The following is a 23077-nucleotide window of genomic DNA, read 5'->3' on the forward strand; positions in this document are numbered from 1 at the left end:
TCGCCCTCGCGATTGTGTGACCGACACCGTGAATGAGCCCACTACCATGAACACTCAATACCGCAAGAACCTGCCAGGCACCGCCCTGGACTATTTCGACACCCGCGCCGCCATCGACGCGATCAAGCCCGGCGCCTACGCCACCCTGCCCTACGTGTCCCGCGTGCTGGCCGAAAACCTGGTGCGCCGCTGCGACCCGGCCACCCTCAGCGCCTCCCTCAGCCAACTGATCAACCGTGCGCGCGACCTCGACTTCCCCTGGTTCCCGGCCCGCGTGGTGTGCCACGACATCCTCGGCCAGACCGCCTTGGTGGACCTCGCCGGCCTGCGCGACGCCATCGCCAGCCAGGGAGGCGACCCGGCGCAGGTCAACCCGGTAGTGCCCACCCAACTGATCGTCGACCACTCCCTGGCCGTGGAGCGCGCAGGCTTCGACCCGCAGGCGTTCGAGCAGAACCGCGCCATCGAGGACCGCCGCAACGAAGACCGCTTCCACTTCATCGACTGGACCAAGAAGGCCTTCAAGAACGTCGACGTGATCCCGCCCGGCAACGGCATCATGCACCAGATCAACCTGGAGAAAATGTCGCCGGTGATCCAGGTGCGTGACGGCGTGGCCTTCCCCGACACCTGCGTGGGCACCGACAGCCACACCCCCCACGTCGACGCGCTGGGCGTGATCGCCATCGGCGTCGGCGGCCTGGAAGCCGAGAGCGTGATGCTCGGGCGCGCCTCGTGGATGCGCCTGCCGGACATCATCGGCGTCGAACTCACCGGCCAACTGCAACCGGGCATCACCGCCACCGACATGGTGCTGGCCCTGACCCAGTTCCTGCGCCAGCAGAAAGTGGTCGGCGCCTGGCTGGAGTTCCACGGCGCAGGCGCGGCCAGGCTGACCCTGGGCGACCGCGCCACCATTTCCAACATGGCCCCCGAATACGGTGCCACCGCGGCGATGTTCTACATCGACCAGCAGACCATCGACTACCTGAAACTCACCGGCCGCGAAGACCAGCAGGTGCAGCTAGTGGAGGAATACGCCAAGCTCACCGGCCTGTGGGCCGACAGCCTGGCCACTGCCGAATACGAGCGCACCTTGAGCTTCGACCTGAGCACCGTGGTGCGCAACATGGCCGGCCCCAGCAACCCCCACGCGCGCCTGGCCACCAGCGACCTGGCCGCCAAAGGCATCGCCGCCCCCTGGACCGAGACGCCGGGGCAGATGCCCGACGGCGCGGTGATCATCGCCGCCATCACCAGCTGCACCAACACCAGCAACCCGCGCAACGTGATCGCCGCAGGCCTGCTGGCGCGCAACGCCAACCGCCTGGGCCTGACCCGCAAGCCGTGGGTGAAGACCTCGCTGGCGCCCGGCTCGAAAACCGTCAAGCTGTACCTGGAAGAAGGCGGCCTGCTGCCGGAACTGGAACAGCTGGGCTTCGGCGTGGTGGCGTTCGCCTGCACCACCTGCAACGGCATGTCCGGCGCCCTGGACCCGGCCATCCAGCAGGAAATCATCGACCGCGACCTGTACGCCACCGCCGTGCTCTCGGGCAACCGCAATTTCGACGGGCGCATCCACCCCTACGCCAAGCAGGCGTTTCTGGCCTCGCCGCCGCTGGTGGTGGCCTACGCCATCGCCGGTACCATCCGCTTCGACATCGAGAAAGACGTGCTGGGCCACGGCCCTGACGGCGCGGAAATCCGCCTCAAGGACATCTGGCCCAGCGACGCGGAAATAGACGCCCTGGTCAAATCCTCGGTGAAGCCCGAGCAGTTCCGCCAAGTGTACATCCCCATGTTCGCCATCCACGAGGACACCGGGCCCAAGGTCAGCCCGCTGTACGACTGGCGCCCCATGAGCACCTACATTCGTCGCCCGCCCTACTGGGAAGGCGCCCTGGCCGGGGCCCGGCCGCTCAAGGGCATGCGCCCGCTGGCGGTGCTGCCGGACAACATCACTACCGACCACCTTTCGCCGTCCAACGCCATCATGCTCGACAGCGCCGCCGGCGAGTACCTGGCGAAAATGGGCTTGCCCGAGGAAGACTTCAACAGCTACGCCACCCACCGCGGCGACCACCTGACCGCCCAGCGCGCCACCTTCGCCAACCCCAAGCTGTTCAATGAAATGGTCAAGGAAAACGGCCAGGTCAAGCAGGGCTCCCTGGCCCGCGTGGAACCCGAGGGCCAGGTGATGCGCATGTGGGAAGCCATCGAGACCTACATGAACCGCAAGCAGCCGCTGATCATCATCGCCGGCGCCGACTACGGCCAGGGCTCGTCACGCGACTGGGCCGCCAAAGGCGTGCGCCTGGCGGGCGTGGAAGCGATTGCCGCCGAAGGCTTCGAGCGCATCCACCGCACCAACCTGGTGGGCATGGGCGTGCTGCCGCTGGAGTTCCTGCCGGGCACCAACCGCCACACCCTGGCCATCGACGGCAGCGAGACCTATGACGTGGTCGGCGCACGCACCCCACGCGCCACCTTGACCCTGGTGATCCACCGCGCCAACGGCGAACGCCTGGAGGTGCCGGTAACGTGCCGCCTGGACACCGCCGAAGAAGTGTCCATCTACGAAGCCGGGGGCGTGCTGCAACGCTTCGCCCAGGACTTCCTCGAACAAGCCCCTGCGGCCTGAGGAGCGATGCCATGAGCTACCCCGCACAAATCCGCATTCCCGCCACCTACATGCGTGGCGGCACCAGCAAGGGCGTGTTCTTCAAGCTTGATGACCTGCCCGCAGATGCCCGCCAACCGGGCCCGGCCCGCGACGCGCTGCTGCTGCGCGTGATCGGCAGCCCCGACCCCTACGGCAAGCAGATCGACGGCATGGGCGGCGCCACCTCCAGCACCAGCAAGACGGTGATTCTCAGCCAGAGCACGCGGCCTGGCCACGACGTGGACTACCTGTTCGGCCAGGTGGCCATAGACGCGGCGTTCATTGACTGGACCGGCAACTGCGGCAACCTCTCGGCCGCCGTCGGCTCGTTCGCCATCAGCAACGGCCTGGTGGCGGCCGAGCGCATCCCCCGAAACGGCGTGGCCACCGTGCGCATCTGGCAGGCCAACATCGCCAAGACCATCATCGCCCACGTGCCAATCACCGACGGCGCGGTGCAGGAAACCGGCGACTTCGAGCTGGACGGCGTGACCTTCCCCGCCGCCGAGGTGCAGCTGGAGTTCATGGACCCGGCGGCCGAGGAAGAAGGCGGCGCAGGCGCCATGTTCCCCACCGGCCAGCTGGTGGACGACCTGGAGGTGCCCGGCATCGGCACCTTCAAGGCGACGCTGATCAACGCCGGCATCCCCACCATCTTCCTCAACGCCACCGACATCGGCTACACCGGCACTGAGCTGCAGGACGCCATCAACGGCGACCCCAAGGCGCTAGCACGCTTCGAGACCATCCGCGCCCACGGCGCCCTGCGCATGGGCCTGATTTCGCACCTGGACGAGGCCGCCACGCGCCAGCACACGCCCAAGGTGGCCTTCGTCGCCGGGCCCGCCGCCTACACCGCCTCCAGCGGCAAGGCGGTAGGTGCAGGTGACGTCGACCTGCTGGTACGCGCGCTGTCCATGGGCAAGCTGCACCATGCCATGATGGGCACCGCGGCCGTGGCCATCGGCACCGCTGCGGCCATCCCCGGCACCCTGGTGAACCTCGCCGCCGGCGGTGGCGCGCGCCAGAGCGTGCGCTTCGGCCACCCCTCCGGCACCTTGCGGGTGGGCGCCCAGGCCGAGCGGCTCAATGGCGAATGGAAGGTACTCAAGGCCATGATGAGCCGCAGCGCGCGGGTGCTGATGGAGGGCTGGGTGCGCGTGCCGCGCTGATACCCAAACGCGGCCGTTGCTACGCACACCCGTAGCAGCTGCCGCAGGCTGCGTCCACCCCCCACCCCTACAACCAAAGAGGCCCCCTGTCGCCCCCCTGAACAACCCGCAAAAATCCCCCCATATCGGATTTCCTCGATATAATTGACCGTTGCGTGCCTGCCAGCACGCCACCCCGCGGCCACGTCCGTGTTCCAGGATAACGTTCAATGCGCCTACCTTTACTGTCTCTCTTCGCCGTTGTGTGCGTGGCCGGCTGCGCCACCCCCAACTCCCCCAACAAGACCTTCACCAGCCTCAAGTCGCCACAGGAAGTGGGTGAATGCATCGCCCCCAAATGGCAGGCGCTGCGCCCCGACACCGAATCCTCGGGCAACAGCCGCCACTACCGCCTGGTGGTGAGCAGCAAGCTGGCCGCCGACGAGATCCTGGAGATCTACAAGACCTCCAACGGCAGCGAAGTCTCCTGGTACCAGCGCGAGCCCCTGACCCTGGGCCGTGGCGCGCTGAACAAAGCCGTGCGCGATTGCCTGTAAGCGACGTCGCAAACACACCCCCACCCTGCATATTGGGCAAGGCCTTGACCCGCGTTCAAGGCCGCCGCCACGCCCGGCCTTGACCTGCCCCGCACTTGCCAGCGTGCACCAGGGCACTGCGCGCAATGGTGCAAAATGGCGCGCCCACCCGCTTGACGGCCAGCCCCTTGCAGCCTGCGCTGCCCTGGTCGGGGCGCCCTGCCCGCGCATTTGCGTGTCCGCCGTGTGGCCCTTGAGCAAAGCGCATGGCCTGAACCAATAAACCATTCCCGCCCTGGCCCGCCTTCATCGACCCTGCAGTTCCCCGGTCTTCCCAAGGAGCTGTCGATGAACAAAGGTTATGCTACCGCCGCGTCCCTGGCCGTCTTTGCCCAAGGCCTGGCCTTGGCGCCACAGGCCCAGGCAGACGGTTTTCCCGGTATCACCATGATCGCCCCCGGCTTTGGCTACTACGCCATCGACAGCGGTTTCGACAGCAAGCTCAAGGCCTACGGCACCCTGGACGCCTTCGCCAGCTACCACGATTCCGGCCACTCCACCGGCACCCAGCTGGGCGGCGGTGGTGCCTGGACCAACAAGCTGGGGGTGTACGCGCGCACCTCGGTGGCCACCGACACCGTGCTGGAAATGGACGTGGAGGAAGGTTTCAACGTCAACGGCAACACCGTGGGCCAGGACTGGAGCAGCATCGGCACCCTGCGCCTGGCCGTGGCGGCGCTGCGCAGCAAGGCCTACGGCAAGCTGGAAATCGGCAAGACCTACGGCATGGGCACGCCCACCTACGCCGACCCGTTCCTGGCCAGCTACGGCTCGCCCTACACCTACCTGGCGGTGCCCGCCGCCGGCAAGGGCGCCTACTACCTGGACCTGCGGCCCAAGCACACCGTGGCCTACACCACCCCCACCTTCCACGGCTGGAGCATCGGCACCGCCGCCAGCCTGGGCCTGGACGACCACGCCAGCGCGGGCCGCACCCTGCGCGGCGGCGGCGCCAAGCTGCAGTACACCGACAAGCGCCTGATCCTGCTGGCCTCGTTCAACCGCTACCTCAGCGACCCCTGGGAAGACAACGGCAGCCTCCGCCAGACCGCCAACTACTACAAGAGCCTGTCGGCGTTCTACGACTTCGGGCCCTTCTCCAGCAGCCTCACCTGGCAACGCCAGGACGTGGATGAAAGTGGCACGCCGAGCACCACGGTGCTCACTGCTGGCTTCATCAAGCCCCTGGGCAAGCGCGACCTGGGCCGCCTGCTGCTGGTCAAGCGCACGGTGGAGTTCGGCGCCAGGGATGCCTATGGCGCGATGATCGGCTGGGACCACTTCTTCACCCCGCGTTTCGCCAGCTACGTGCACGTGGGCATGATCAGCAACCAGCGCAACGCCTCGGTGACCTACGAGGGGACGCCGGTGGAACAGGCAGGGGACGACCCGCAGAACCTGACGGTGGGGGTGTATTACCACTTCTGATGCGGTGGTGTGGCGGGACGCGGCCTGGCGGCCACTGCTACGGGGCGTGCGACGTTCGTCTAACCACGGAACCTGCACAAAACCGTCAGGTCATTTATCATCCTAGGCCACCGCCGGCGTTCAGGGAGTAGGACGGATGAGGATTGAGCCCTTCAAGATTGCCATCGAGCAGACGGCACTTGATGATTTGCACCAGCGCCTGGGGGCCACCCGCTGGGCTGCCGGCGTGGAAGGCAATGGCTGGAGCGAAGGTACCGACAGCGCCACCCTGCACCGCCTGGTAGAGTACTGGCGCGACGGTTTCGACTGGCGCGCCCAGGAGGCGCGGCTCAACCGCCTGCCGCAGTTCATGGCGCACATGCCTGGGCAACGCATTCATTTCCTGCACCAGCGCGGCCAGGGCCCGGCGCCGTTGCCGCTGGTGCTGACCCACGGCTGGCCCGGCTCGTTCGTGGAAATGGAAGCCATCCTGCCGCTGCTGGCCGACCCCGCCAGCCATGGCGGCGACGCCGCCGACGCCTTCCACGTGGTGGTGCCCTCGCTGCCCGGCTACGGCTTCTCGCCCGCGCCCAGCGCCAAGGGCACCGGCCCGTTCGAGATCGCCGGCCTGTGGGCACAACTGATGACCGCCCTGGGCTACGACACCTTTGGCGCCCAAGGCGGCGACTGGGGCGCCAGCGTCTCCACCTGGCTGGCCTACCGCTACCCGGTGCGGGTCAAGGGCCTGCACCTGAACTTCATCCCCGGCTCCTACCGCCCGTCCCTGGGCCCAGACCAGCCACCCGCCAGCGACGAGGAACGGCGCTTTCTCGACCAGGCCAGCGCCTGGGCGCAGATGCACGGCGCCTATGGGCAAATCCAGGGCACCCGCCCACAAAGCCTGGCGGTGGGCCTCAACGACTCGCCCGCAGGCCTTGCGGCGTGGATACTGGAAAAATTCCAGGCCTGGAGCGACTGCCAGGGCGACGTGGAACGAGCCTTCGGCCTGGACGCGCTGCTGACCAACATCGCCCTGTACTGGTTTACCGGCGGCATCGGCGCCACCTTCCGCCTGTACCTGGAAAGCCGGCGCAAACCGCTGCAGTTCAGCCCCGGCCAGCGCGTGCTGCCACCCCTGGGCGTGGCGCAGTTCCCGGCGGAACTGCCCATGCCGCCGCGCAGCTGGGTGCAGCGCTGCTACAACGTGCAACGCTGGACGCACCTGCACCGCGGCGGGCATTTCGCCGCCATGGAGTGCCCTTATGCGCTGGCCGAGGACATCCGCGCGTTCTTCCGGCCGCTGCGCTGACCCCCTAGGGCACCAGCAGGGCCTCGTGAATCTCCACGCTAGGCACCTCGCACTGGTGCCGGCGGTCCTGCAGCCAGGCCCGCATCTTGTGCACGTCGAATATCTGGCCCTGCTCCATCAGGGTCAGCACCAGCTCATGTGACATGCGATAACGCCCGCAGTCGGGGCAATGACGTTCTTCCCACGCGCCTTCGCACTGCAGATCTTCTGCGCTTCCCGCGCATATCAAGCAGCTCATGGGCAGCCTCCTTATTGTTGTTTTTCTACACTTTACCGGGCAATGCCTGCAATTTATGTGACAGGCGCCCACCGGCAAGTTCCTTTCCCTGGCAGGCGCACCGTAAATCAATGGAATATTTGTTGTCCAGCCATCGGAACCTGCGGCGGGCGAACGAATCAATGTCACATTGGGTTGGCATTGTTAATGCTTGCGTCAAGGACATGACATTTTTGTGACAGCGTAGATGCCTGTTCCAGCGCATCGCGTTGCAGTATCGCGGAAACCTGCACCATGAAAGAGCGCGCTACCTTGATTTGCCGCCGTGAAGACCGGATTCTTTACGTGCGCAAGGCCAAATCCCGCTGGAACCTGCCCGGCGGCAAGATTGAAAAAGACGAGAGCCCTGCCGCGGCCGCCGTGCGTGAGCTGCGCGAGGAAACCGGCTTGCAGGTGGTGGACCTGGTGTTCCTGGGCGCTTATGAAAGCGACGACACCCTGCATCACCTGTTCGAGGCACGTATCGCCGACAGCGCCGAAGCCACGCCGCAGAACGAGATCGCCGAGTGCCGCTGGCAAAACCGCCAGCAGCTGGGCGCTCTGCGCCTGACTGCCAATGCTCTGGCCATCGTCAGGACGTTGCGCGCCGCCTAAGGTTTGCGGAAAAACAGCGACACCTGGCCCAGCTCGATGCCCAGCTTGCTCATGGTGGAGCGGTTGGCCAGGGTGTGCGCGTCCAACAGGTACATCCAGTCATCGAAATGCACCTGCCAGGTCTTGCCGTCCACCACCAGGTTGAGGTCGTACTGCCAGTGCAGGGTGTTGCCCGACACCTCCCCCGTGGCCTCGCCGATCACATCGCCAGCGGTGCCGCGCCAGCGCCCGTGGCCGTCGGGGCGCAGGGTCCATTCACGCACCTGCCGGGTGCCGTCGCTGTAGGTGAACGCCTCATGCAGTATCAGCGCGTCACCCTGCAGGCGGCCGTCGACCACCACGTGCATGCGCTTGGCCACCTCGCCGGAGCGCTTCTGGAAAATGCCCCAGGCCTCGGTGCGGCCAGCGAAAAAGGTCGCAAGGTCCAGCGTCGGCTGCTGGTCGCGGTAGGTGTGTACGTCCACGCCGCTGCAACTGGCCAGTGCCAGGCAGCACAGCAACATCAGGGTTTTCATGACAGCGGCGCTCGGCAAGATTTCCCTTGAGCGTAGCTGGCGGGCCATTAGAATCCATGCTTTCGCCCACTCCAAGGACCGGCCATGGCCCAGATCATCACCTACGACGACAACCTGCACCGCGACGCCGTGATAGCCCTGTGGCGCGACGTGTTCGCCTACCCCACGGCCCACAACCGCCCTGAGCTTGCGCTGGAACGCAAGCTGGCGGTGGATGACCTGCTGTTCGTGGCGGTGCAGGATGGCCGGGTGATGGGCACCACCATGGCCGGCTACGACGGCCACCGCGGCTGGCTATATTCGGTGGCGGTACACCCGGCCTGGCAGCAGCACGGCATCGGCGCCGCCCTGGTGCGCCACGCCGAAACCGCCCTGGTCGCGTTGGGCTGCTTGAAGATCAACCTGCAAATCACGGCCGGCAATGACGTGGTGGCCGGCTTCTACGAGCGTTTGGGCTATGTGGTGGAGCCGCGCATCAGCATGGGCAAGGTGCTGCCACTCGAAGCGGGGCTGGCACCTGAGGGTGAAAACGCATAGACTTCATTTGACTGATTAATTTCATCAAATGAAGGATCTACCATGTTGTCGCGTAGCAAGGGTAGCCCGCGCGAGCAGGTTACCGAGCAATTCTGGGCCTTCAGCAATGCTCGCGCCTCGCTGCTGGACGCCCAGCGCCTGGTACAGATCAAAGAGGGCTTTGCCGCCGAGTTTTCCCAGGCTATCCGCGTGACCTTCGACCTTGCGGAACGCCAGCTGGAAATACTGATGAACGCCTCGATATCGACCCTGGAGCGCCGCCGCCGCGAGCACAAGCCCCTGGACCCAGTGGCCTCTGAACGGCTGGACCGCATTGCCGCAGTCTCGCAGCTGGCCCAGGAAGTGTTTGAAGCCCGGGCAGCCGCCGCACAATGGATGGCCACCCCCAACAAGGCCCTCGGCAATGAAGCCCCGGTGATGCTGTGCGAAACCGAAATCGGTGCCCGCCAGGTGCTGCGCGTGCTGCATGCACTGGAATGGGGGGGCGTGGCCTGATGCGCGGTTGGCGCATCGCCAAGGCCCGTCGTGCAACTGATCTGTCCGGCCAGGGTGCTGCCATCGCTGGCGGCCGCTGGAACGACCAGGACCTGCCCGCCGTGTACATGGGCCTGACACCTGGCATTTGTTGCCTGGAAACCTTCGTGCACGCCAACGGCGAGCCGGGCATGGCCATGAAGATTACCTGCTTCGAACTGCCGGATGACCCCGCCCTATACCTCGAGCCTGGCGGCCATGAGCTGCCCGCTGGCTGGAATACCCTGCCCGCCGACCGGCCGAGCATGGCGTTCGGCAGCGCCTGGCTGCGCGAGGGCAAGTACCTGGGGCTGATCGTGCCCTCGGCCGTGCTGGCACTGGAACGCAATGTGCTGCTCAACCCCAGGCACCCCGCCATCAGCCAGGTGCAGGTCGTCCAGGTCTATGACTTCATGTACGACCCACGGATGTTCGAGCGCTAGCCCCGTAGCAGCGGCCCCAGGCCGCGTCCGCCGACAACGCGGTACGCGCCATCAGGTCTTCGAGGCCCCCTCGATGGCCTCGGCCAAATCCTGGTACTCCTCGCACGTAGTGCTGCAAATGGACTTGATGGTCGCCAACTGCTCCTTGGCCAGGTCCAGCCGCCCCTTGATCACGTAGGCCTCGCCCAGGTACTCACGCACCTGGGCATAACGCGGGTCGAGCTTCACCGACTGCAGGTAGTAACCGATGCCCTCGTCGGTGCGCCCCAGCTTGCGCGTGGCGTAGCCGCGGAAGTTGAGCGCCTTGGCGGTGTTGGGTTGCTTGAGCGTGTCGAGCAAGGCGATGGCCTCTTCGTAGCGCCCGTCCTTGGCCAGGCGGTAGGCGTAGTCGGTGCGGTCTGCGTCGCTGGCGGCGCTACTCTGTTGCATCACGCAGCTTTTGCTTTTGCTGTCCCAGACCTTGCCCTTGGGGCAGTTGGGCTTGGGCGGCGAGTCGTCGCCGCCACTGGCCCACAGCGGGGCGCTGGCCAGGGCGGCGCTGAGCAGGGCAATGGGCAACAGGCAGGTGCGCAGGTTCATGGCGTGACTCCTGAGAGGAACACGGGAAGGGAATTGCAGTATAGGCGGAACGCCGGCCGGCACAGCCGGTCTCGATACTTGCACCTATGCTGTCTGACTCATCCAACGGGAGACCCGCCATGCATATCGATTTGAACGGCAAGACCGCGCTTGTCACCGGCTCCACCCAAGGCATCGGCTTCGCCATTGCCAAGGGCCTGGCCCAGGCCGGCGCCCACGTGATTATCAACGGCCGCAAGGCCGACGTAGTGGACGCTGCAGTGGCCAAGCTGCAGCAGGCCGTCAGCGGCGCCAAGGTGCAGGGCCTCGCTGGCGACCTGGCCACGGCCGAAGGCTGCCGGCAGGCGCTGGCCAGCGTGCCTCAGGTCGACATCCTGGTGAACAACCTGGGCGTGTTCGCCCTGCAGGACTTCTTCGACACCCCCGACGAGGAATGGGAACGCTTCTTCCAGGTCAACGTGATGTCCGGCGTGCGGCTGTCGCGGGCCTACGCGCCGAAGATGGCCGAGCGCGGCTGGGGGCGCATCATCTTCATCTCGTCCGAGTCGGGGCTGAATATCCCGGCGGACATGATCCACTACGGCTTCACCAAGACCTCCAACCTGTCCATCTCCCGCGGGCTGGCCAAGCGCATGGCCGGCACCGGGGTGACCGTGAACGCCATCCTGCCCGGCCCTACCCTGTCCGAAGGCCTGCAGGAGATGCTCAAGGACGACCAGGCGGCCAGCGGCGCCTCGCTGGAGGAAACGGCAGCGGCGTTCGTGATGAAAAACCGCCCCACCTCGATCATCCAGCGCGCAGCGAGCATGGAAGAGGTGGCGAACATGGCGGTGTACATCGCCTCGCCCCAGGCATCGGCCACCACGGGGGCTGCGTTGCGCGTGGATGGCGGGGTGGTGGATACCATTGCTTGATGACGCAGGAATGCCCGTAGCAGCAACTGTCTTTGTGGGAGCTGGCTTGCCAGCGAGTTTTTAGGGCCCCAACAGCTCGCTGGCAAGCCAGCTCCCACAGGATGTAGCAGCGGCCGTAAGGCCGCGTCCGGGCCGCACCATCTGATCCGGTTTTTTCTCGCGTTTCTGAATCTGGTGTCCTTCGCCCCCTGCAGCGCATAGTTCAGCCATCAGAACAGCGATGCAGGAGTCGAGACAATGGAAGAGTTCGGAGTCAAGGAGCTGGTCAGGTTTTCACTTTACGTGGTAGTGGCCTGCGGGGTGTTCTTCGCCGTCGCCATGTCCTTCTGACGCCTGCGGCCGCGGGCGCGCCAGGGCGGTCACCACCGCCCCCACCGCCATCAGCACGCAGGTCACCACGAACACCACGCGCATGCCCACGTGGCCACCCAGGTAGCCACCGGCCAACGGCCCCAACACCTGCCCCACGTACTGGCTGGAGGTGGAATAGCCGAGCATGCGCCCCGCAATGCCTTCGGGCACCGAGTGGCGGATGATGGCGGCAATGCACGGCAACAAGCCGCCCAACGCCAGGCCCATCAACAAGCGCAACACCACCAACTGCCACGGCTCGGTGACCAGGGCCTGGGGAACCAGCAGCACTGCGGCCGCCACCAGGCAGCCGATCACTACCTTCCAGTGCCCTACCCGGTCCGCCAGCTTGCCCAGGCGCGACGCCGAGAGAATGCTGCCCAGCGCCGCCGCCGACATCACCACCCCGGCCACCAGCGTCACGTTGGCCGCGCCCAATTGCATCAGGTACACGGTGATGATCGGTTCGATGGACATGTTCGAGAACATCACCAGGCACGCCACCACGAACATCGCCCACACCGGCTTCATGTTCACCCCGGCCGTGGCCTTCGGCGCGCCCTTGGCCACCGGCGCCCGCTTGGGCCGTGGCGCTTCCTTGAGCAGGAAGGCGGTGCCCAGGAAGGTCACGAAAATCACCGCGCCGGCAAGGAAGAAGGTGTTGCGGATGCCCACCAGCGGCGGCAACAATCCACCAATCAACGGCCCCGCCAGGCTGCCAGCCATGATGCCCGACGACAGGATGCCCAACGCCCAGCCCGAGCGCGCCTTGGGGGTTTGCGTGGCCACCAGGATGGTCGCGCCCGAGGCGTAGCCGCCCAACAACCCCGCCAACAACCGCAGCAGCACCAACTGCCAGATATTCTCCGCCAGGCCGATCAGCGACATGGCAATGGCCATGCCCAGGCTGGCGCGAATCAGCATCAGCTTGCGCCCGTAGCGGTCACCCAGGCGGCCCCACAACGGCGCGGTGAGCGCTGCCGAGAGGAAGGTGGCGCCGAAGGCAATGCCCGACCATTGCACCACGGCGGCCGGGTCGCTGACGCCCAGGCGCTCTACGTAGATGGGCAGGAACGGCAACAGCAGGGTCATGGCAACAATGGTGGTGAAGGCGCCGAAGACGCACACGGCAAGGTTACGTTGCCAGTGCTGTTCGTGGGTGGGGGTGTCCATGGTGGTATCTCCTTTCAGGTGCAGATAAAAATAACCCCCGCCAACCCATAAATAAAATTCATGTTTTTTATGCGGCCGATTCCACTGAGGAATACCTGTGCGCCCGCACCATCTCATGTTGGATCACCTGCTCCAGCTGGATGAAGCTGAACAGGTACAACACGCTGGAATGCGCCGCCCGATGGCGAATGGAAATGCCCAGGCTGTAGCGCGGCAACCCCGCCACCTTGATGGCCTCGAACACATGCACCAGGTAGTCCTGCCACAAGAAATTGGCGCCGCTGCTGATGGCCAGTCGCTTGTTGGCCGAATACACCAGGCTGCGCCGTGATTCGCGCGAGGCCCTGATCAGCCCGTCGTCGATGTGCACGCCGCTCACTTCCAGCTCGGTGCCGCCCTGCACCACGTAGGGTTTGTAGACCTTGTCGGCAGGGTCCAGCTGACGAAAATGCACGCGCACCTCTTCCATGCCCACCTCCACGGCCTGGCCAAACAGGTGGGTGGCCAGGTGCCCGGCGATCGCCAGCAGGTAGGTGTCGAAGCCGCCCCGGCCACCGGCCAGGAAACGGTCGGTCTCCGCGAGCAAGGCATGGTGGAAGCGGCACACCTTGAACACCTGCCGGGGCAACAGTTCGAAGAAATCGGGGTAGATCAGCTGCTTGTGCTGCAACGGCAACGGCATGGCCAGGCGCCCCTTGGCCACGCCGTCGCGGGCCTGCAGCAGCACTTGCGCCTCTTCAAGCTCGACGGCCAGCAACCGCTGTTGCACGTCCAGCTGCGCCTGGCGCTGGTCGAGCAGCGCACGCTCGGCGGCCAGCGCCTCGATATTCAGTTCACGCTCGAGCAGCGTCTCCAATTCGTGACGCTTGGCGTCGTGGTAGGCATCCAGCGCCTTGTTGTTGCCAAACACCACGTCGATCAGGGTGATGCGGTACCGGGAGTCCTGCTTGAGCAGTAGTTGGGTCAACAGCGCGATGGTGGCGAAGAAACCCACCACGTAGGCACCGCCAAGGGTGAACACCAGCTCGCCCGATTCGTGCCCATAGCCCATGAAACCCTGCAAGGCCGAGTCCGTCTCCAGGGCCACCGCGCCCAGGCTGGCGGAGCCGGCGATCACCTTGCCGGTCTTGGTGCCGAAGGTGAAGGCAGCCCAGCCGCCCATGGCGCCAGTGAACAGGCCCACGAGAATGAAAGTGATGATGTCCATGTTGAAGATGTTCCGGGTAACGGTCGTTGGCCGCCATTGAACGCCGGAACACCGGTGCGCGTTACTGGTAGAAAGCGCAATGCCTCAACGAGGCAACTCGGGCTTGGGTTCACCGCCCGGGCACCGTGGGCCGGGTTGGCGGTCAAACACTGCATCGTTGCAGGGCCGCCGTTGCACCCGGGTATGCCGCATCAGGCGCGTTTGGCTCATCATGCCTTGCAGCAGCACAGGCTCGTTGGGAGCGTCTATGGTCATCGCGCACTTTCCTTGTAGGACTGGTCCTACATTGAACCGGTTAAATGAAACCTTGACTACTGGTAGTTCTGACAGGTGACAATGCTTGAAAAAAAGTGTATGACGCACCGCGTTTTGCCCAACTCCTTACTGCCTCCACACCGTGTAGCCGCTGCCGCAGGCTGCGCTGGCCCTTGATTACCCTGAAAATCTTCAGCAAGCCCAGGGGCCAGCGCAGCCTGACGGCAGCGGCTACAGTCCATGTACCATTCATTCAAAGGATTGCCATGGCCCTGCCCAGCCTGCCCCGCACCCACCCGCGCCTGTCATCCTCCGCCGCCTTGGGCATTGCCGCCGGCCTGCTGGCCCCCGCCGACCTGGTCATGCGGGTCATCATCGGCTGGAACTGCGGCGTGTGGTGTTACCTGCTGCTGATGACCTGGCTGGCCACCCACGCCGACGCACAGAAAGTCCAGCAAACCGCCCAGCAGGAGGACGAAAACGCCGGCCTGGTGCTGGTGACCGTGTGCATCGCCGCGATTGCCAGCCTGGCGGCCATCGGCTTTCTGCTGGCCGGTGGCAAGCAACTGACCACCGGCGTGCGCGGGCTGCATTACGCACTGACGGCGCTGACAGTGATCGGCTCGTGGCTGATGACCGGCATCATCTTCGCGCTGCACTATGCGCGGCTGTTCTACCTCACCAAGGCCCAGGAGGCACCCCTGCGCTTTGCCGATGGCGAGACCGACCCCGACTATTGGGACTTTCTGTACTTCTCCTTCACCATCAGCGTGGCCGTGCAGACCTCCGACGTCGGGGTGGCCACCCGCGCGCTACGGCGGGTGGTGCTGGGGCACTCGTTGATCGGGTTTCTGTTCAACACAGCGATATTGGGGTTTTCGATCAATATCGCCGCAGGGCTGCTCAACTGAAACCCGCGCCGCTCAAGGTTGCGGCGCACACGCCCCGTCGGTAATGGGGTCACAGTCCAGGCACCAATCCTCCTCTTCGGTAGGGTAGCCGTCCCAACTGCAAGGGCAATTGGCCCCTGGCCGTATCAGGTCAATGCGGCAATAGGATTGCTTATGCTCGTTGTGCACGGCGGGCAGGCCCGGTGAGTACAGTGTGTAGAAAGCGTAGCCGGAGCCCGGGGTGCGCTGGCCCTCGCCCTGCCCCCGGTAGCTGGTAGGCAGGATGCAACGACGAAAATCTGCCGGGGGAATCGTAAAGGAAACTTCCTGTTTTTCCGTTGCCGCGGTGATAAAGCGCTCCTCCTGATACAGGGTTCCAGGCAGGAACGAGCTGTCGACCAGGTTTGAGGTGGAATAGCCCTTCCATTCCAGCACAATCCGACTGTCAACGACGAAACGGTCACTGGCCGGAATCTTGATGACCAAGCCGCGCCATGGGTGGGCCGCGCAATTGTAATTGGCGATGATCGGGTTCCACGTCTCCTCGGGGCCCGCAGTGAACTTGGGAGCATTAGGGTCCGGGTAGAACGGCACCGGCAAGGCACGGTCCTCCACGGCAACCTCCACGCGGCACAAGGTGTCCTGGCACTGCTGGCCGTTGATGCCGTTGAAGGTGGTGTAACGCACTGGCACCCCCAGGCCGCCGCCACCCGCCAGCACGTCGGCCCAAAGCACCGCGAAGACGATCAGCTTGCCCGCCACGTCGCCGGCTTGCACGGTGTAGGTCGCCACCGGTGCGTCGCCCACCAGTCCGTCCCAGAACAGGTCAAGCTTCTCGCCGGGCTGCGGGTTTGCGTACAGCAGCACTTCCACACGCACCGGCTGGTTGGCGTCGGCAAGGGTGATGACATTGTCGCCGGTGACGCCTTTCACCGTCACCAGCGGCAGGCGCGAATTGATCGGGTCGATGGCCGGGTTGGGCGGCCCGGCAACACTGAAGTCAACCGCCACCTCAAGCTCCACGGACGTCCAGCGCTGCGCGGCACGCACCACGGTATAGGTTACGTCGACGTCGTGAGGCCGTTCGAAATGATCACCGACCGCCAGCACATCCCAGGGAATCTGCCGACGCAGGGGAAACGAAGGGTTGGGCTCCACGGGGACCTGGACCATGACTTGCCCGCCCCAATCGACGCTGATGGAATCACCGACCTGGTGATCATATGGGTCAATCAGCACTTCCACGCCGGGGTTAACGATGACGTCTGAACGGGTGACCAGGCCATCATCGAGGGCGGGCACCCGCGGCGGCGCCAGGCTGGGCGGCGCCGTGACATTGACGCTCACGTACGTTTCCCTCGAGTCAACGCTGGCGTTGCCCGCCCGATCCCGAATGTAATACTTCAGCGATTTTGCGCCGTTGCGGCGCGCGCGAACCACATCGCCGGGTACCACCACCTCGAACGGCCCGATGCCAGCCCCCTGCGGTACCACCAGCCTGGCCGCCACTGCCTCATCCCCTGGCAGTGGGGAAAGATTGCGCCAGAACAGTTCGATCACATCATAAGGCTTGCAATCGAGATAGGCGTCGACAGTGATCAGTACCTGGTCGCCGTGGCTGGCCAGATAAGCGTCGTCAATGCCTCCGGCGCCGACATCCACGGGCAACCGCGGCGCCAACGGGGTGGAATTGCCGTACGGCGCACTACGGTCGATGGTCACCTCTGCAATCTTCGAGTCGTCATCGGCCAAGAAGGAGGTTATCCGGTACTTGAGCCTGTGAATGCCCTCCTGCAGGGCAGCCACGGGCACTTCGAAAAACAGCTGGCCAGGGTCGAAGGGGTAGCTGAATGTCTTGCTGCCCAATTCGGCGTCATTCCAGTAGTAGAACACCTGCGCAGGAGGATCACTCGGGTTCACGGGCGCAAGGGCCCATTGGTCGAACTCCACGACCAGAGGGGCGGTCAGGGCGCTGATGGGCAGCAGGTTATGTTCCAACGCCCCGGGCAGGTCTGGCAGCACCGCTTGGGCCCTGGGTGGGGGAAATACGTCAGGCAGACGTACTGGGGTGCTGGGGCCAGAAGGTGGGGTGATTGTCATCACGATTCCTCATCGGTGGGTAAGCCATGGCAAGCCGCCAGTGCTTGTATTACCGATTAGGCGTGCCGTGCCATATGGCTCGCTACTGTCAGAACTAACAGTTCGGATGAGTGGGGGTTGCTGCCGGGCGCGGGCCAATTGACCGTCGGTCGGGCCATGGCGCCTACCTGTCATTTCTATCAGTAGGCACCCCCCAGAAATGAGCATTGAATGGGTATCAGCAGGTGTGCACCACACCGCGCCATCGGCTTTGGAAGCAGCGTTTGCCAATAGCCTTAATGCACTGACTGATACGGAGTTCGACCTATGTCGTCATCCACCCCCACCCATAAAGAAAATATTGCCAGCTGGAAAGCCAAGCTTCAGGCAGAAAAGCGGCGCATCGAGTTGGCGACCGCTCGGCAGCCTGGTATTAACCAGGTATTGCCGCCCATCGTGGAAGGGGTGCTCCCCAACCTTCCCGACCCGCAACTGCCTGGTGACCATTTCAACCTGCTGAGCGCTGAAAAAACCCACCAGGACCTGCCCATCATCATTCCTTATGTTTCCCATCCCACCGTGGCAAGCACTATCTCCGGCACCTGGGACGGAAACGACACCGTGGTGACACGCGTCACCATTCCGGCTGGCAGGCCAGTGGAGGATCAGGTGGTGGTCCTCAGCCAGACCGCTCTGCGCACCAGCGGCGTTCATACGTTTATTGGCAAAGTAGAAAACTTCGTCACTGGCGACGATGTGACCGCGCCATACACCATTACCATCGATCACGACCGTCCCAATTTCGGCAACTCGCTCAAGCCGGTGACGTTCCCCCCGGAGGTGCTGGATGGGATTACCGACGAATACCTTACCCAACATAATGGCATCACGGGTGATGTGCAGAGCTGGTTGGACATCGCCCGGGATGATCGAATTGAATTCCACTGGACCCGGGTGACAGCGCTCGGCACCGAAGACGACGCTGGCATCATTGTCGATACGCAGATCATCGCAGATCCCACGCTGCCCATTACTGTCACGGTTCCCGCTACGACCATCAGGGCGCAACTCGAAGGCACGTTCGTGCTGTGGTATCAAGTTTTCGACCGGGCAGGCAATGACAACGCCCAGATGACCGCGCTGCAACCAAAACTGCAAGTGCTGTTGACCCCCCTGCCCGATTTCCACGGCGAACTACTGACCCTGGAAAAAGCGAGCACCGGCACCCTGTTGACTCGCGAAGACCTGTATCTGCAAGCCGGATTGAAGCTGCCGGTCTATTCCCCATTCATTACAGGCGACCAGGCCCAAGTGTACTGGGATAACATGACGACCCCCGCCTTCGTTTATCCCCTCGTGACGGATAGCGCGCTGATTCCCCTGCCATACAGTGTGGTATCGAGTACCGGCCAGGACGGCACCAATATCCAGGTCAGGGTCAAGGTAGTCCGTGCCCAAAGCAATGTCGGCACCTACACCAACAGCATTCGCGTGGACTATGACCTGGCGGCACCCGGCCCTGACTTCCCGCCTGGCGAACCCGGCCCGGAAAACAGCTTGTTGAACCGGGTACGCGTCAAGAGCGCCAGCTGGCAGAGTGCTGCGGACGACAACAAATTGCTGACCGGCGATGAGGGCGAAGACGCCACCGCAGACGTAGCGCTGATTGATGGGTTTACAGCAAACGCGCACTTTCTGGCACTGATGTGGCCTGGCATTGACGAGCCCGTTGATGTTCAACCCATCACGAATGCCGCTGTTGGCCAAGTCATCACCTTTGACATTCCATGGCAGTTCATTCTAGAAGGGACATTCGGGCCGGCGGTTCCCGTGTATTACAAGGTCATCACCGACGACCAGGCCGACGGCTACCAGCAGTCTCGCGCCACATTGGTCGATTCGCAGCTGGGGGGCATTGTCGACTTGCCGCTGCCGAGTGTCACAGGCCGCCCTATTGAACAATTCCCGAGTGCCACGCCGTTTTCTACCTATATCGTGCGCTGCAACGACAGGTATTGGGAAGGGTTTGGCCTGAGCATTCCGCCTGCAAACGGGAAGTGGGGTATCGGCGCGAAGTTTACTGCAACCTTCCAGGTTTATGACGTACTCGACTCCGGCGGCACTGCGGGGGCGACCGAAACAGTCCCAACCCCGCCATACGAAGCAACGCTGGGTGATGTCGTCAACGGCTTCAGCTACCCAGTGGTGTTCTCCGACCTCCTGCGTGCTTCGACCATGCTGCGTATTGAAGTCAAGTACAACATCGATAATGCAGGGCAAACGGGCAGTAGCGGCGTTATCAACCTGGTGATGGTAAACCTCGACGGCGGCGGCAATACCTGCGTGCCAACGCCGTAATTGCCGCTTTACAGTCGTTAAATATCACCCGCTGCCTGAAGTAAAGTTCCGCACAAGTTTACACCAAGACTTGTGCGGACTTACCTAAAGGCAATGTAGAACTTTCCTACATGGAAAAGTCAGCATGCCTACAACCATGCCAAACGTGAAACCTTATCGTATTGAGCTTCTAACACGTGCCCACACGAATCAATGGAGCCAATCAAATGAATGAAAAATCTTGTACGGGACAAGTTCCCGGCAACGCCCATTCACCCTCAAGTTTCAAGACCCAAAACTTGGCAGGCGCACTGCTGCTGGCACTGACCAGTTACTCCACGGGAGCCCAGGCCACCATCGTATTTTTCAATGTCGACAAAGAGATGACCATCAGGGCCGATTACGATATTTATCAGATGCAGAAAGGCTCCACATTGACCACCAACGGCCGTCAGCTAGAAGGCGCGTATGCCATCGAGGGTAGCACCCTTAACCTGACGCCCGGGACGCTCCTGCTTCGGGCTGGCGCCAGGGCGGCGGATGGCAGCACCGTCATTGCCAATGGTGTGAGCATGGTTAACGATGGCTCGTTCGGCTACTTTGCAGCGCTTGATGTTCAATACGACAGCGTCGCCACGGTCCGTAATTCCACGATTCAAAGTGCGCTTCAATATGCAGTCAATGCTGACCGGGGCGCACAGTTGACGCTGATAGATAGCGAGGTCACCGGCCAGATGGGCATTCGCGTCGCAGGGGCTGCCACGACATTGGACCTGGTCAATACACAGGTGACGGCCAGGGGTGGCAGCATCAACCCGGAGTTCGACGCCGGCTTGTTGCTGGTCTCGGGCGGCACCATCAACCTCAGTGCCGGCACAGTGGTTACCGGGGCGACCAATGGCATTATGATGCTGGGGATTCCCGCCGCCCCTACCACCCTGATCATCGATGACTCTACCGTGACCACCACGAGCGGCGCGGGAATAGCGATGGGGGGGCTTCTAGGCGGACCGGCTTCGGCGAACATCGTGCTGCGCAACGGCAGCCTGCTCACCAGCGATGCTGGCATCGCCATGTTGATGGACTCGGGCTCCACTGCCAGCGTTGCGGTGGACAACGCACATATCAAAGGGAATATTTCCCTCTCCGATGCGAACACGGCAGCGGTGTTCACGCTGAACCAGGGGCTGGTCACCGGCGATATCAGTGCCACGGCAGGCAGCTCTGTGGTCGTGAATGCAGGCGGCGGCAGCCAACTGCTCGGCAACGTCGACGCCAGCGGCGCAAGCACCGTAGCGCTAAACCTGGCCAGCAGCCGGATGGAAGGGAACGTGACCTCCGATGGCACCGGCAGCACCTCGGTGCAAATGTCCGGTTCACAACTGACCGGTAACCTGCTCAACGTCGACAGCCTGACCCTTGCCAGCAGCGTGCTCAACGGCAACATCAGCAACGACGGCGCCACGACCACTACCGTGCACGCGACTGATTCGCAGATCAACGGCAACCTGCTCAACGTCGACAGCCTGACCCTTGCCAGCAGCGTGCTCAACGGCAACATCAGCAACGATGGCGCCACGACCACTACCGTGCACGCGACTGATTCGCAGGTCAACGGCAACCTGCTTAATGTTGCCAGCCTGGCACTGGACGCCAGCGCCCTGAACGGCACCATCAGCGCCAATGGCATGGCGGCGCAGGCACAACTCACCGGCAGCGATTGGATCGGGACCGGCGTCGCCAGCAACGGCGGCAACCTCCAGGTCAACCTGGCCCGGAGCACTGTGGTGGGCGATCTCACGGCCGACACCTCCAGCCAGGCCAGCGTGGTGATGACTGACGGTTCGAGCCTCAAGGGCACCCTGACCAACATCGCCAGCGCCAACCTCAGCGACTCGACCTGGCAAGTCACCGGCGACAGCAGCGTCGGCACGCTTGCCTTGGCGGATGGCACCGTGGCCCTGGGTGACGCGGGTCAATTTTATCGACTGTCCCTGGCTTCATTATCGGGCACCGGCACCTTCGAGCTGAGCGTGGACTTCGCCCGCGAGCTGGCCAGCTTCGTCGACGTCAGCGGCACTGCCACAGGCGATTACAAGCTATTGGTCAGTGCCCGCGGCGAAGACCCCGCCGCCGACAACAGCCTGCAGGTCGTACACACCGGCACTGGCTCCACGGCCCAGTTCAGCCTGTTGGGTGGCCCCGTGGACGTGGGCACCTATTCCTATGAGCTGATGCAGCGCGGCACTGACTGGTTCCTGGATACCAGTACCAAGACGATCAGCCCTGAAACCGCGACGGTATTGGCCCTCTTCAACACGGCGCCCACCGTCTGGTACGGCGAGTTGTCGACCTTGCGGTCACGCATGGGCGAGCTGCGCTACAACGGTGCCCAGCCCGGTTTCTGGATGCGCGCCTACGGCAACAAATACAACGTCACCACCAGCACCGACGTCAGCTACAAGCAAACCCAGCAAGGCCTGTCGTTTGGCGCCGATGCTCCCTTGCCGATGGGCGATGGCAATTGGTTGGTCGGCCTGATGGGCGGTTACAGCGACTCCAGCCTGGACCTCAACCACGGCACCTCCGGCAGCGTCGACAGCTACTACCTGGGCGCCTACGCGACCTGGCTGAACCCGGACAACGGCTACTATTTCGACGGTGTGTTGAAGTTCAACCGCTTCCAGAACGACGCCACGGTCCGCATGAGCGATGGCACGCGCGCCAAGGGCAACTACGACAACAGCGGCGTGGGCACGTCGCTGGAGTTCGGACGGCACATTGCCGTGACTGATGACTACTTCGTGGAGCCTTATGCCCAACTGGCCGGCGTGGCAATCAGTGGCCGCGACTACACCATGGACAACGGCATGCGTGCCGAAGGCGACATGACCCATTCCCTGCTGGGCAAGGTCGGTACTACCCTTGGGCGCACCATCGCGCTGGACAACGGCATGGTGCAGCCTTATGTGCGGGTGGCATTGGCCCATGAATTTGCCCAGAGCAACCGCGTGCAGGTCAACGGCAATGGCTTCAACAACGACCTGTCCGGCTCACGCGGCGAAGTCGGCACCGGCGTCGCGGTATCCATGAACAAGCACCTGCAACTGCACGTGGACCTGGACTACAGCAACGGCAAGAACATCGAGCAGCCGTGGGGCGCAAACCTGGGGTTGCGCTATAGCTTCTAATCAGCAAGATGGCGGTTGCCTGATCGGCCCTGCGGGGCCGATTGTTACAAGTTGCCTGCGGGGCGCAGTTCGAACTTCGCCCCGCCTGCCGATAAAC

General features: G+C 63.8%; 19 protein-coding genes. 13 read left to right on the top strand and 6 right to left on the bottom strand.

Annotation, left to right across the window (positions count from 1 at the left end):
- Nucleotides 1-46 precede the first annotated feature (46 nt).
- The 5 genes from acnD to RAM80_RS02595 all read left to right on the top strand — a co-directional run bounded on the left by acnD (nt 47) and on the right by RAM80_RS02595 (nt 7125).
- Nucleotides 47-2641, top strand: coding sequence for a Fe/S-dependent 2-methylisocitrate dehydratase AcnD (gene acnD, locus RAM80_RS02575; RefSeq protein WP_416424668.1), 2595 nt, complete (start codon nt 47-49; stop codon nt 2639-2641).
- A gap of 11 nt (nt 2642-2652) precedes the next feature.
- The gene (gene prpF, locus RAM80_RS02580) at nt 2653-3834 is read left to right on the top strand and encodes a 2-methylaconitate cis-trans isomerase PrpF (RefSeq protein ID WP_416424669.1); all 1182 of its coding nucleotides are present in this window, start codon (nt 2653-2655) and stop codon (nt 3832-3834) included.
- Nucleotides 3835-4043: 209 nt separating this feature from the next.
- Nucleotides 4044-4370 (top strand): hypothetical protein, encoded by a 327-nt coding sequence (locus tag RAM80_RS02585; RefSeq protein ID WP_416424670.1) that lies wholly within the window; start codon nt 4044-4046, stop codon nt 4368-4370.
- Nucleotides 4371-4697: 327 nt separating this feature from the next.
- Entirely contained in the window at nt 4698-5837 is a 1140-nt protein-coding gene (locus RAM80_RS02590; RefSeq protein WP_416424671.1) for a porin, read from the top strand.
- 136 nt (nt 5838-5973) lie between these two features.
- Entirely contained in the window at nt 5974-7125 is a 1152-nt protein-coding gene (locus RAM80_RS02595) for an epoxide hydrolase family protein (RefSeq protein ID WP_416424672.1), read from the top strand.
- Between the two features lie 4 nt (nt 7126-7129).
- Here RAM80_RS02595 and RAM80_RS02600 read toward each other — a convergent pair whose 3' ends face one another.
- Nucleotides 7130-7363, bottom strand: a complete 234-nt coding sequence (locus tag RAM80_RS02600; RefSeq protein WP_416424673.1) for a hypothetical protein — start codon at nt 7361-7363, stop codon at nt 7130-7132.
- A 273-nt stretch (nt 7364-7636) separates the two neighbouring features.
- On the opposite strand from RAM80_RS02600, the gene RAM80_RS02605 reads away from it, so the two are divergent.
- Nucleotides 7637-7996, top strand: coding sequence for an NUDIX hydrolase (locus RAM80_RS02605; RefSeq protein WP_416424674.1), 360 nt, complete (start codon nt 7637-7639; stop codon nt 7994-7996).
- Here RAM80_RS02605 and RAM80_RS02610 read toward each other — a convergent pair.
- Nucleotides 7993-8511 carry a DUF3833 domain-containing protein gene (locus RAM80_RS02610; RefSeq protein WP_416424675.1) on the bottom strand — a complete coding sequence of 173 codons (519 nt, stop codon included), beginning with the start codon at nt 8509-8511 and terminating at the stop codon, nt 7993-7995. The two genes, RAM80_RS02605 and RAM80_RS02610, sit on opposite strands and share 4 nt — an antisense overlap.
- 84 nt (nt 8512-8595) lie before the next feature.
- Here RAM80_RS02610 and RAM80_RS02615 point away from each other — a divergent pair, with 84 nt between their 5' ends.
- Genes RAM80_RS02615 through RAM80_RS02625 form a run of 3 tightly spaced genes read left to right on the top strand, consistent with a single transcriptional unit; the run spans nt 8596 to nt 10004 of the window.
- Nucleotides 8596-9048, top strand: coding sequence for a GNAT family acetyltransferase (locus tag RAM80_RS02615; RefSeq protein WP_416424676.1), 453 nt, complete (start codon nt 8596-8598; stop codon nt 9046-9048).
- A gap of 42 nt (nt 9049-9090) precedes the next feature.
- Nucleotides 9091-9543, top strand: coding sequence for an antitoxin Xre/MbcA/ParS toxin-binding domain-containing protein (locus RAM80_RS02620; RefSeq protein ID WP_416424677.1), 453 nt, complete (start codon nt 9091-9093; stop codon nt 9541-9543).
- On the top strand, nt 9543-10004 hold the full coding sequence (locus RAM80_RS02625) for an RES family NAD+ phosphorylase (RefSeq protein ID WP_416424678.1): 462 nt from the start codon (nt 9543-9545) through the stop codon (nt 10002-10004). The genes RAM80_RS02620 and RAM80_RS02625 overlap by 1 nt, the downstream gene beginning before the upstream one ends.
- A gap of 51 nt (nt 10005-10055) precedes the next feature.
- On the opposite strand, the gene RAM80_RS02630 is transcribed toward RAM80_RS02625, so the two are convergent.
- Nucleotides 10056-10583 carry a tetratricopeptide repeat protein gene (locus RAM80_RS02630; protein ID WP_416424679.1) on the bottom strand — a complete coding sequence of 176 codons (528 nt, stop codon included), beginning with the start codon at nt 10581-10583 and terminating at the stop codon, nt 10056-10058.
- A gap of 119 nt (nt 10584-10702) precedes the next feature.
- On the opposite strand from RAM80_RS02630, the gene RAM80_RS02635 reads away from it, so the two are divergent.
- Nucleotides 10703-11497: an SDR family NAD(P)-dependent oxidoreductase gene (locus tag RAM80_RS02635; protein WP_416424680.1), complete on the top strand. Its 795-nt coding sequence runs from the start codon at nt 10703-10705 to the stop codon at nt 11495-11497.
- Nucleotides 11498-11770: 273 nt separating this feature from the next.
- Here RAM80_RS02635 and RAM80_RS02640 read toward each other — a convergent pair whose 3' ends face one another.
- Nucleotides 11771-13021: an MFS transporter gene (locus tag RAM80_RS02640; protein WP_416424681.1), complete on the bottom strand. Its 1251-nt coding sequence runs from the start codon at nt 13019-13021 to the stop codon at nt 11771-11773.
- A 67-nt stretch (nt 13022-13088) separates the two neighbouring features.
- Entirely contained in the window at nt 13089-14228 is a 1140-nt protein-coding gene (locus RAM80_RS02645; RefSeq protein WP_416424682.1) for a hypothetical protein, read from the bottom strand.
- 527 nt (nt 14229-14755) lie between these two features.
- Here RAM80_RS02645 and RAM80_RS02650 point away from each other — a divergent pair.
- The gene (locus RAM80_RS02650) at nt 14756-15394 is read left to right on the top strand and encodes a DUF1345 domain-containing protein (protein ID WP_416427405.1); all 639 of its coding nucleotides are present in this window, start codon (nt 14756-14758) and stop codon (nt 15392-15394) included.
- Nucleotides 15395-15406: 12 nt separating this feature from the next.
- Here the strand turns inward: RAM80_RS02650 and RAM80_RS02655 are convergent, their stop codons facing one another.
- Nucleotides 15407-17395: a hypothetical protein gene (locus RAM80_RS02655; RefSeq protein WP_416424683.1), complete on the bottom strand. Its 1989-nt coding sequence runs from the start codon at nt 17393-17395 to the stop codon at nt 15407-15409.
- A gap of 384 nt (nt 17396-17779) precedes the next feature.
- Between RAM80_RS02655 and RAM80_RS02660 the strand changes: the two genes are divergently transcribed.
- Together RAM80_RS02660 and RAM80_RS02665 are read left to right on the top strand one after the other, a co-directional pair.
- Complete coding sequence (locus RAM80_RS02660; protein ID WP_416424684.1) at nt 17780-19810, top strand: hypothetical protein; 2031 nt, start codon at nt 17780-17782, stop codon at nt 19808-19810.
- A 176-nt stretch (nt 19811-19986) separates the two neighbouring features.
- A complete protein-coding gene (locus RAM80_RS02665) occupies nt 19987-22980 on the top strand; it encodes an autotransporter outer membrane beta-barrel domain-containing protein (RefSeq protein ID WP_416424685.1) in 2994 nt (997 codons plus the stop codon).
- Nucleotides 22981-23077: the final 97 nt, after the last annotated feature.

It is taken from the genome of Pseudomonas sp. App30 (assembly GCF_047947025.1).
In the GTDB taxonomy this organism is placed as follows: domain Bacteria; phylum Pseudomonadota; class Gammaproteobacteria; order Pseudomonadales; family Pseudomonadaceae; genus Aquipseudomonas.

What these genes read in the sequence shown, in the direction of transcription:
- RAM80_RS02620 (WP_416424677.1), top strand. Translation starts at nt 9,091, where the DNA reads ATGTTGTCGCGTAGCAAGGGTAGCCCGCGCGAGCAGGTTACCGAGCAA.
- RAM80_RS02635 (WP_416424680.1), top strand. Translation starts at nt 10,703, where the DNA reads ATGCATATCGATTTGAACGGCAAGACCGCGCTTGTCACCGGCTCCACC.
- RAM80_RS02640 (WP_416424681.1), bottom strand. Translation starts at nt 13,021, where the DNA reads ATGGACACCCCCACCCACGAACAGCACTGGCAACGTAACCTTGCCGTG.
- RAM80_RS02625 (WP_416424678.1), top strand. Translation starts at nt 9,543, where the DNA reads ATGCGCGGTTGGCGCATCGCCAAGGCCCGTCGTGCAACTGATCTGTCC.
- RAM80_RS02610 (WP_416424675.1), bottom strand. Translation starts at nt 8,511, where the DNA reads ATGAAAACCCTGATGTTGCTGTGCTGCCTGGCACTGGCCAGTTGCAGC.
- RAM80_RS02605 (WP_416424674.1), top strand. Translation starts at nt 7,637, where the DNA reads ATGAAAGAGCGCGCTACCTTGATTTGCCGCCGTGAAGACCGGATTCTT.
- acnD (WP_416424668.1), top strand. Translation starts at nt 47, where the DNA reads ATGAACACTCAATACCGCAAGAACCTGCCAGGCACCGCCCTGGACTAT.
- RAM80_RS02590 (WP_416424671.1), top strand. Translation starts at nt 4,698, where the DNA reads ATGAACAAAGGTTATGCTACCGCCGCGTCCCTGGCCGTCTTTGCCCAA.
- RAM80_RS02585 (WP_416424670.1), top strand. Translation starts at nt 4,044, where the DNA reads ATGCGCCTACCTTTACTGTCTCTCTTCGCCGTTGTGTGCGTGGCCGGC.
- RAM80_RS02600 (WP_416424673.1), bottom strand. Translation starts at nt 7,363, where the DNA reads ATGAGCTGCTTGATATGCGCGGGAAGCGCAGAAGATCTGCAGTGCGAA.
- RAM80_RS02660 (WP_416424684.1), top strand. Translation starts at nt 17,780, where the DNA reads ATGTCGTCATCCACCCCCACCCATAAAGAAAATATTGCCAGCTGGAAA.
- prpF (WP_416424669.1), top strand. Translation starts at nt 2,653, where the DNA reads ATGAGCTACCCCGCACAAATCCGCATTCCCGCCACCTACATGCGTGGC.
- RAM80_RS02595 (WP_416424672.1), top strand. Translation starts at nt 5,974, where the DNA reads ATGAGGATTGAGCCCTTCAAGATTGCCATCGAGCAGACGGCACTTGAT.
- RAM80_RS02630 (WP_416424679.1), bottom strand. Translation starts at nt 10,583, where the DNA reads ATGAACCTGCGCACCTGCCTGTTGCCCATTGCCCTGCTCAGCGCCGCC.
- RAM80_RS02645 (WP_416424682.1), bottom strand. Translation starts at nt 14,228, where the DNA reads ATGGACATCATCACTTTCATTCTCGTGGGCCTGTTCACTGGCGCCATG.
- RAM80_RS02615 (WP_416424676.1), top strand. Translation starts at nt 8,596, where the DNA reads ATGGCCCAGATCATCACCTACGACGACAACCTGCACCGCGACGCCGTG.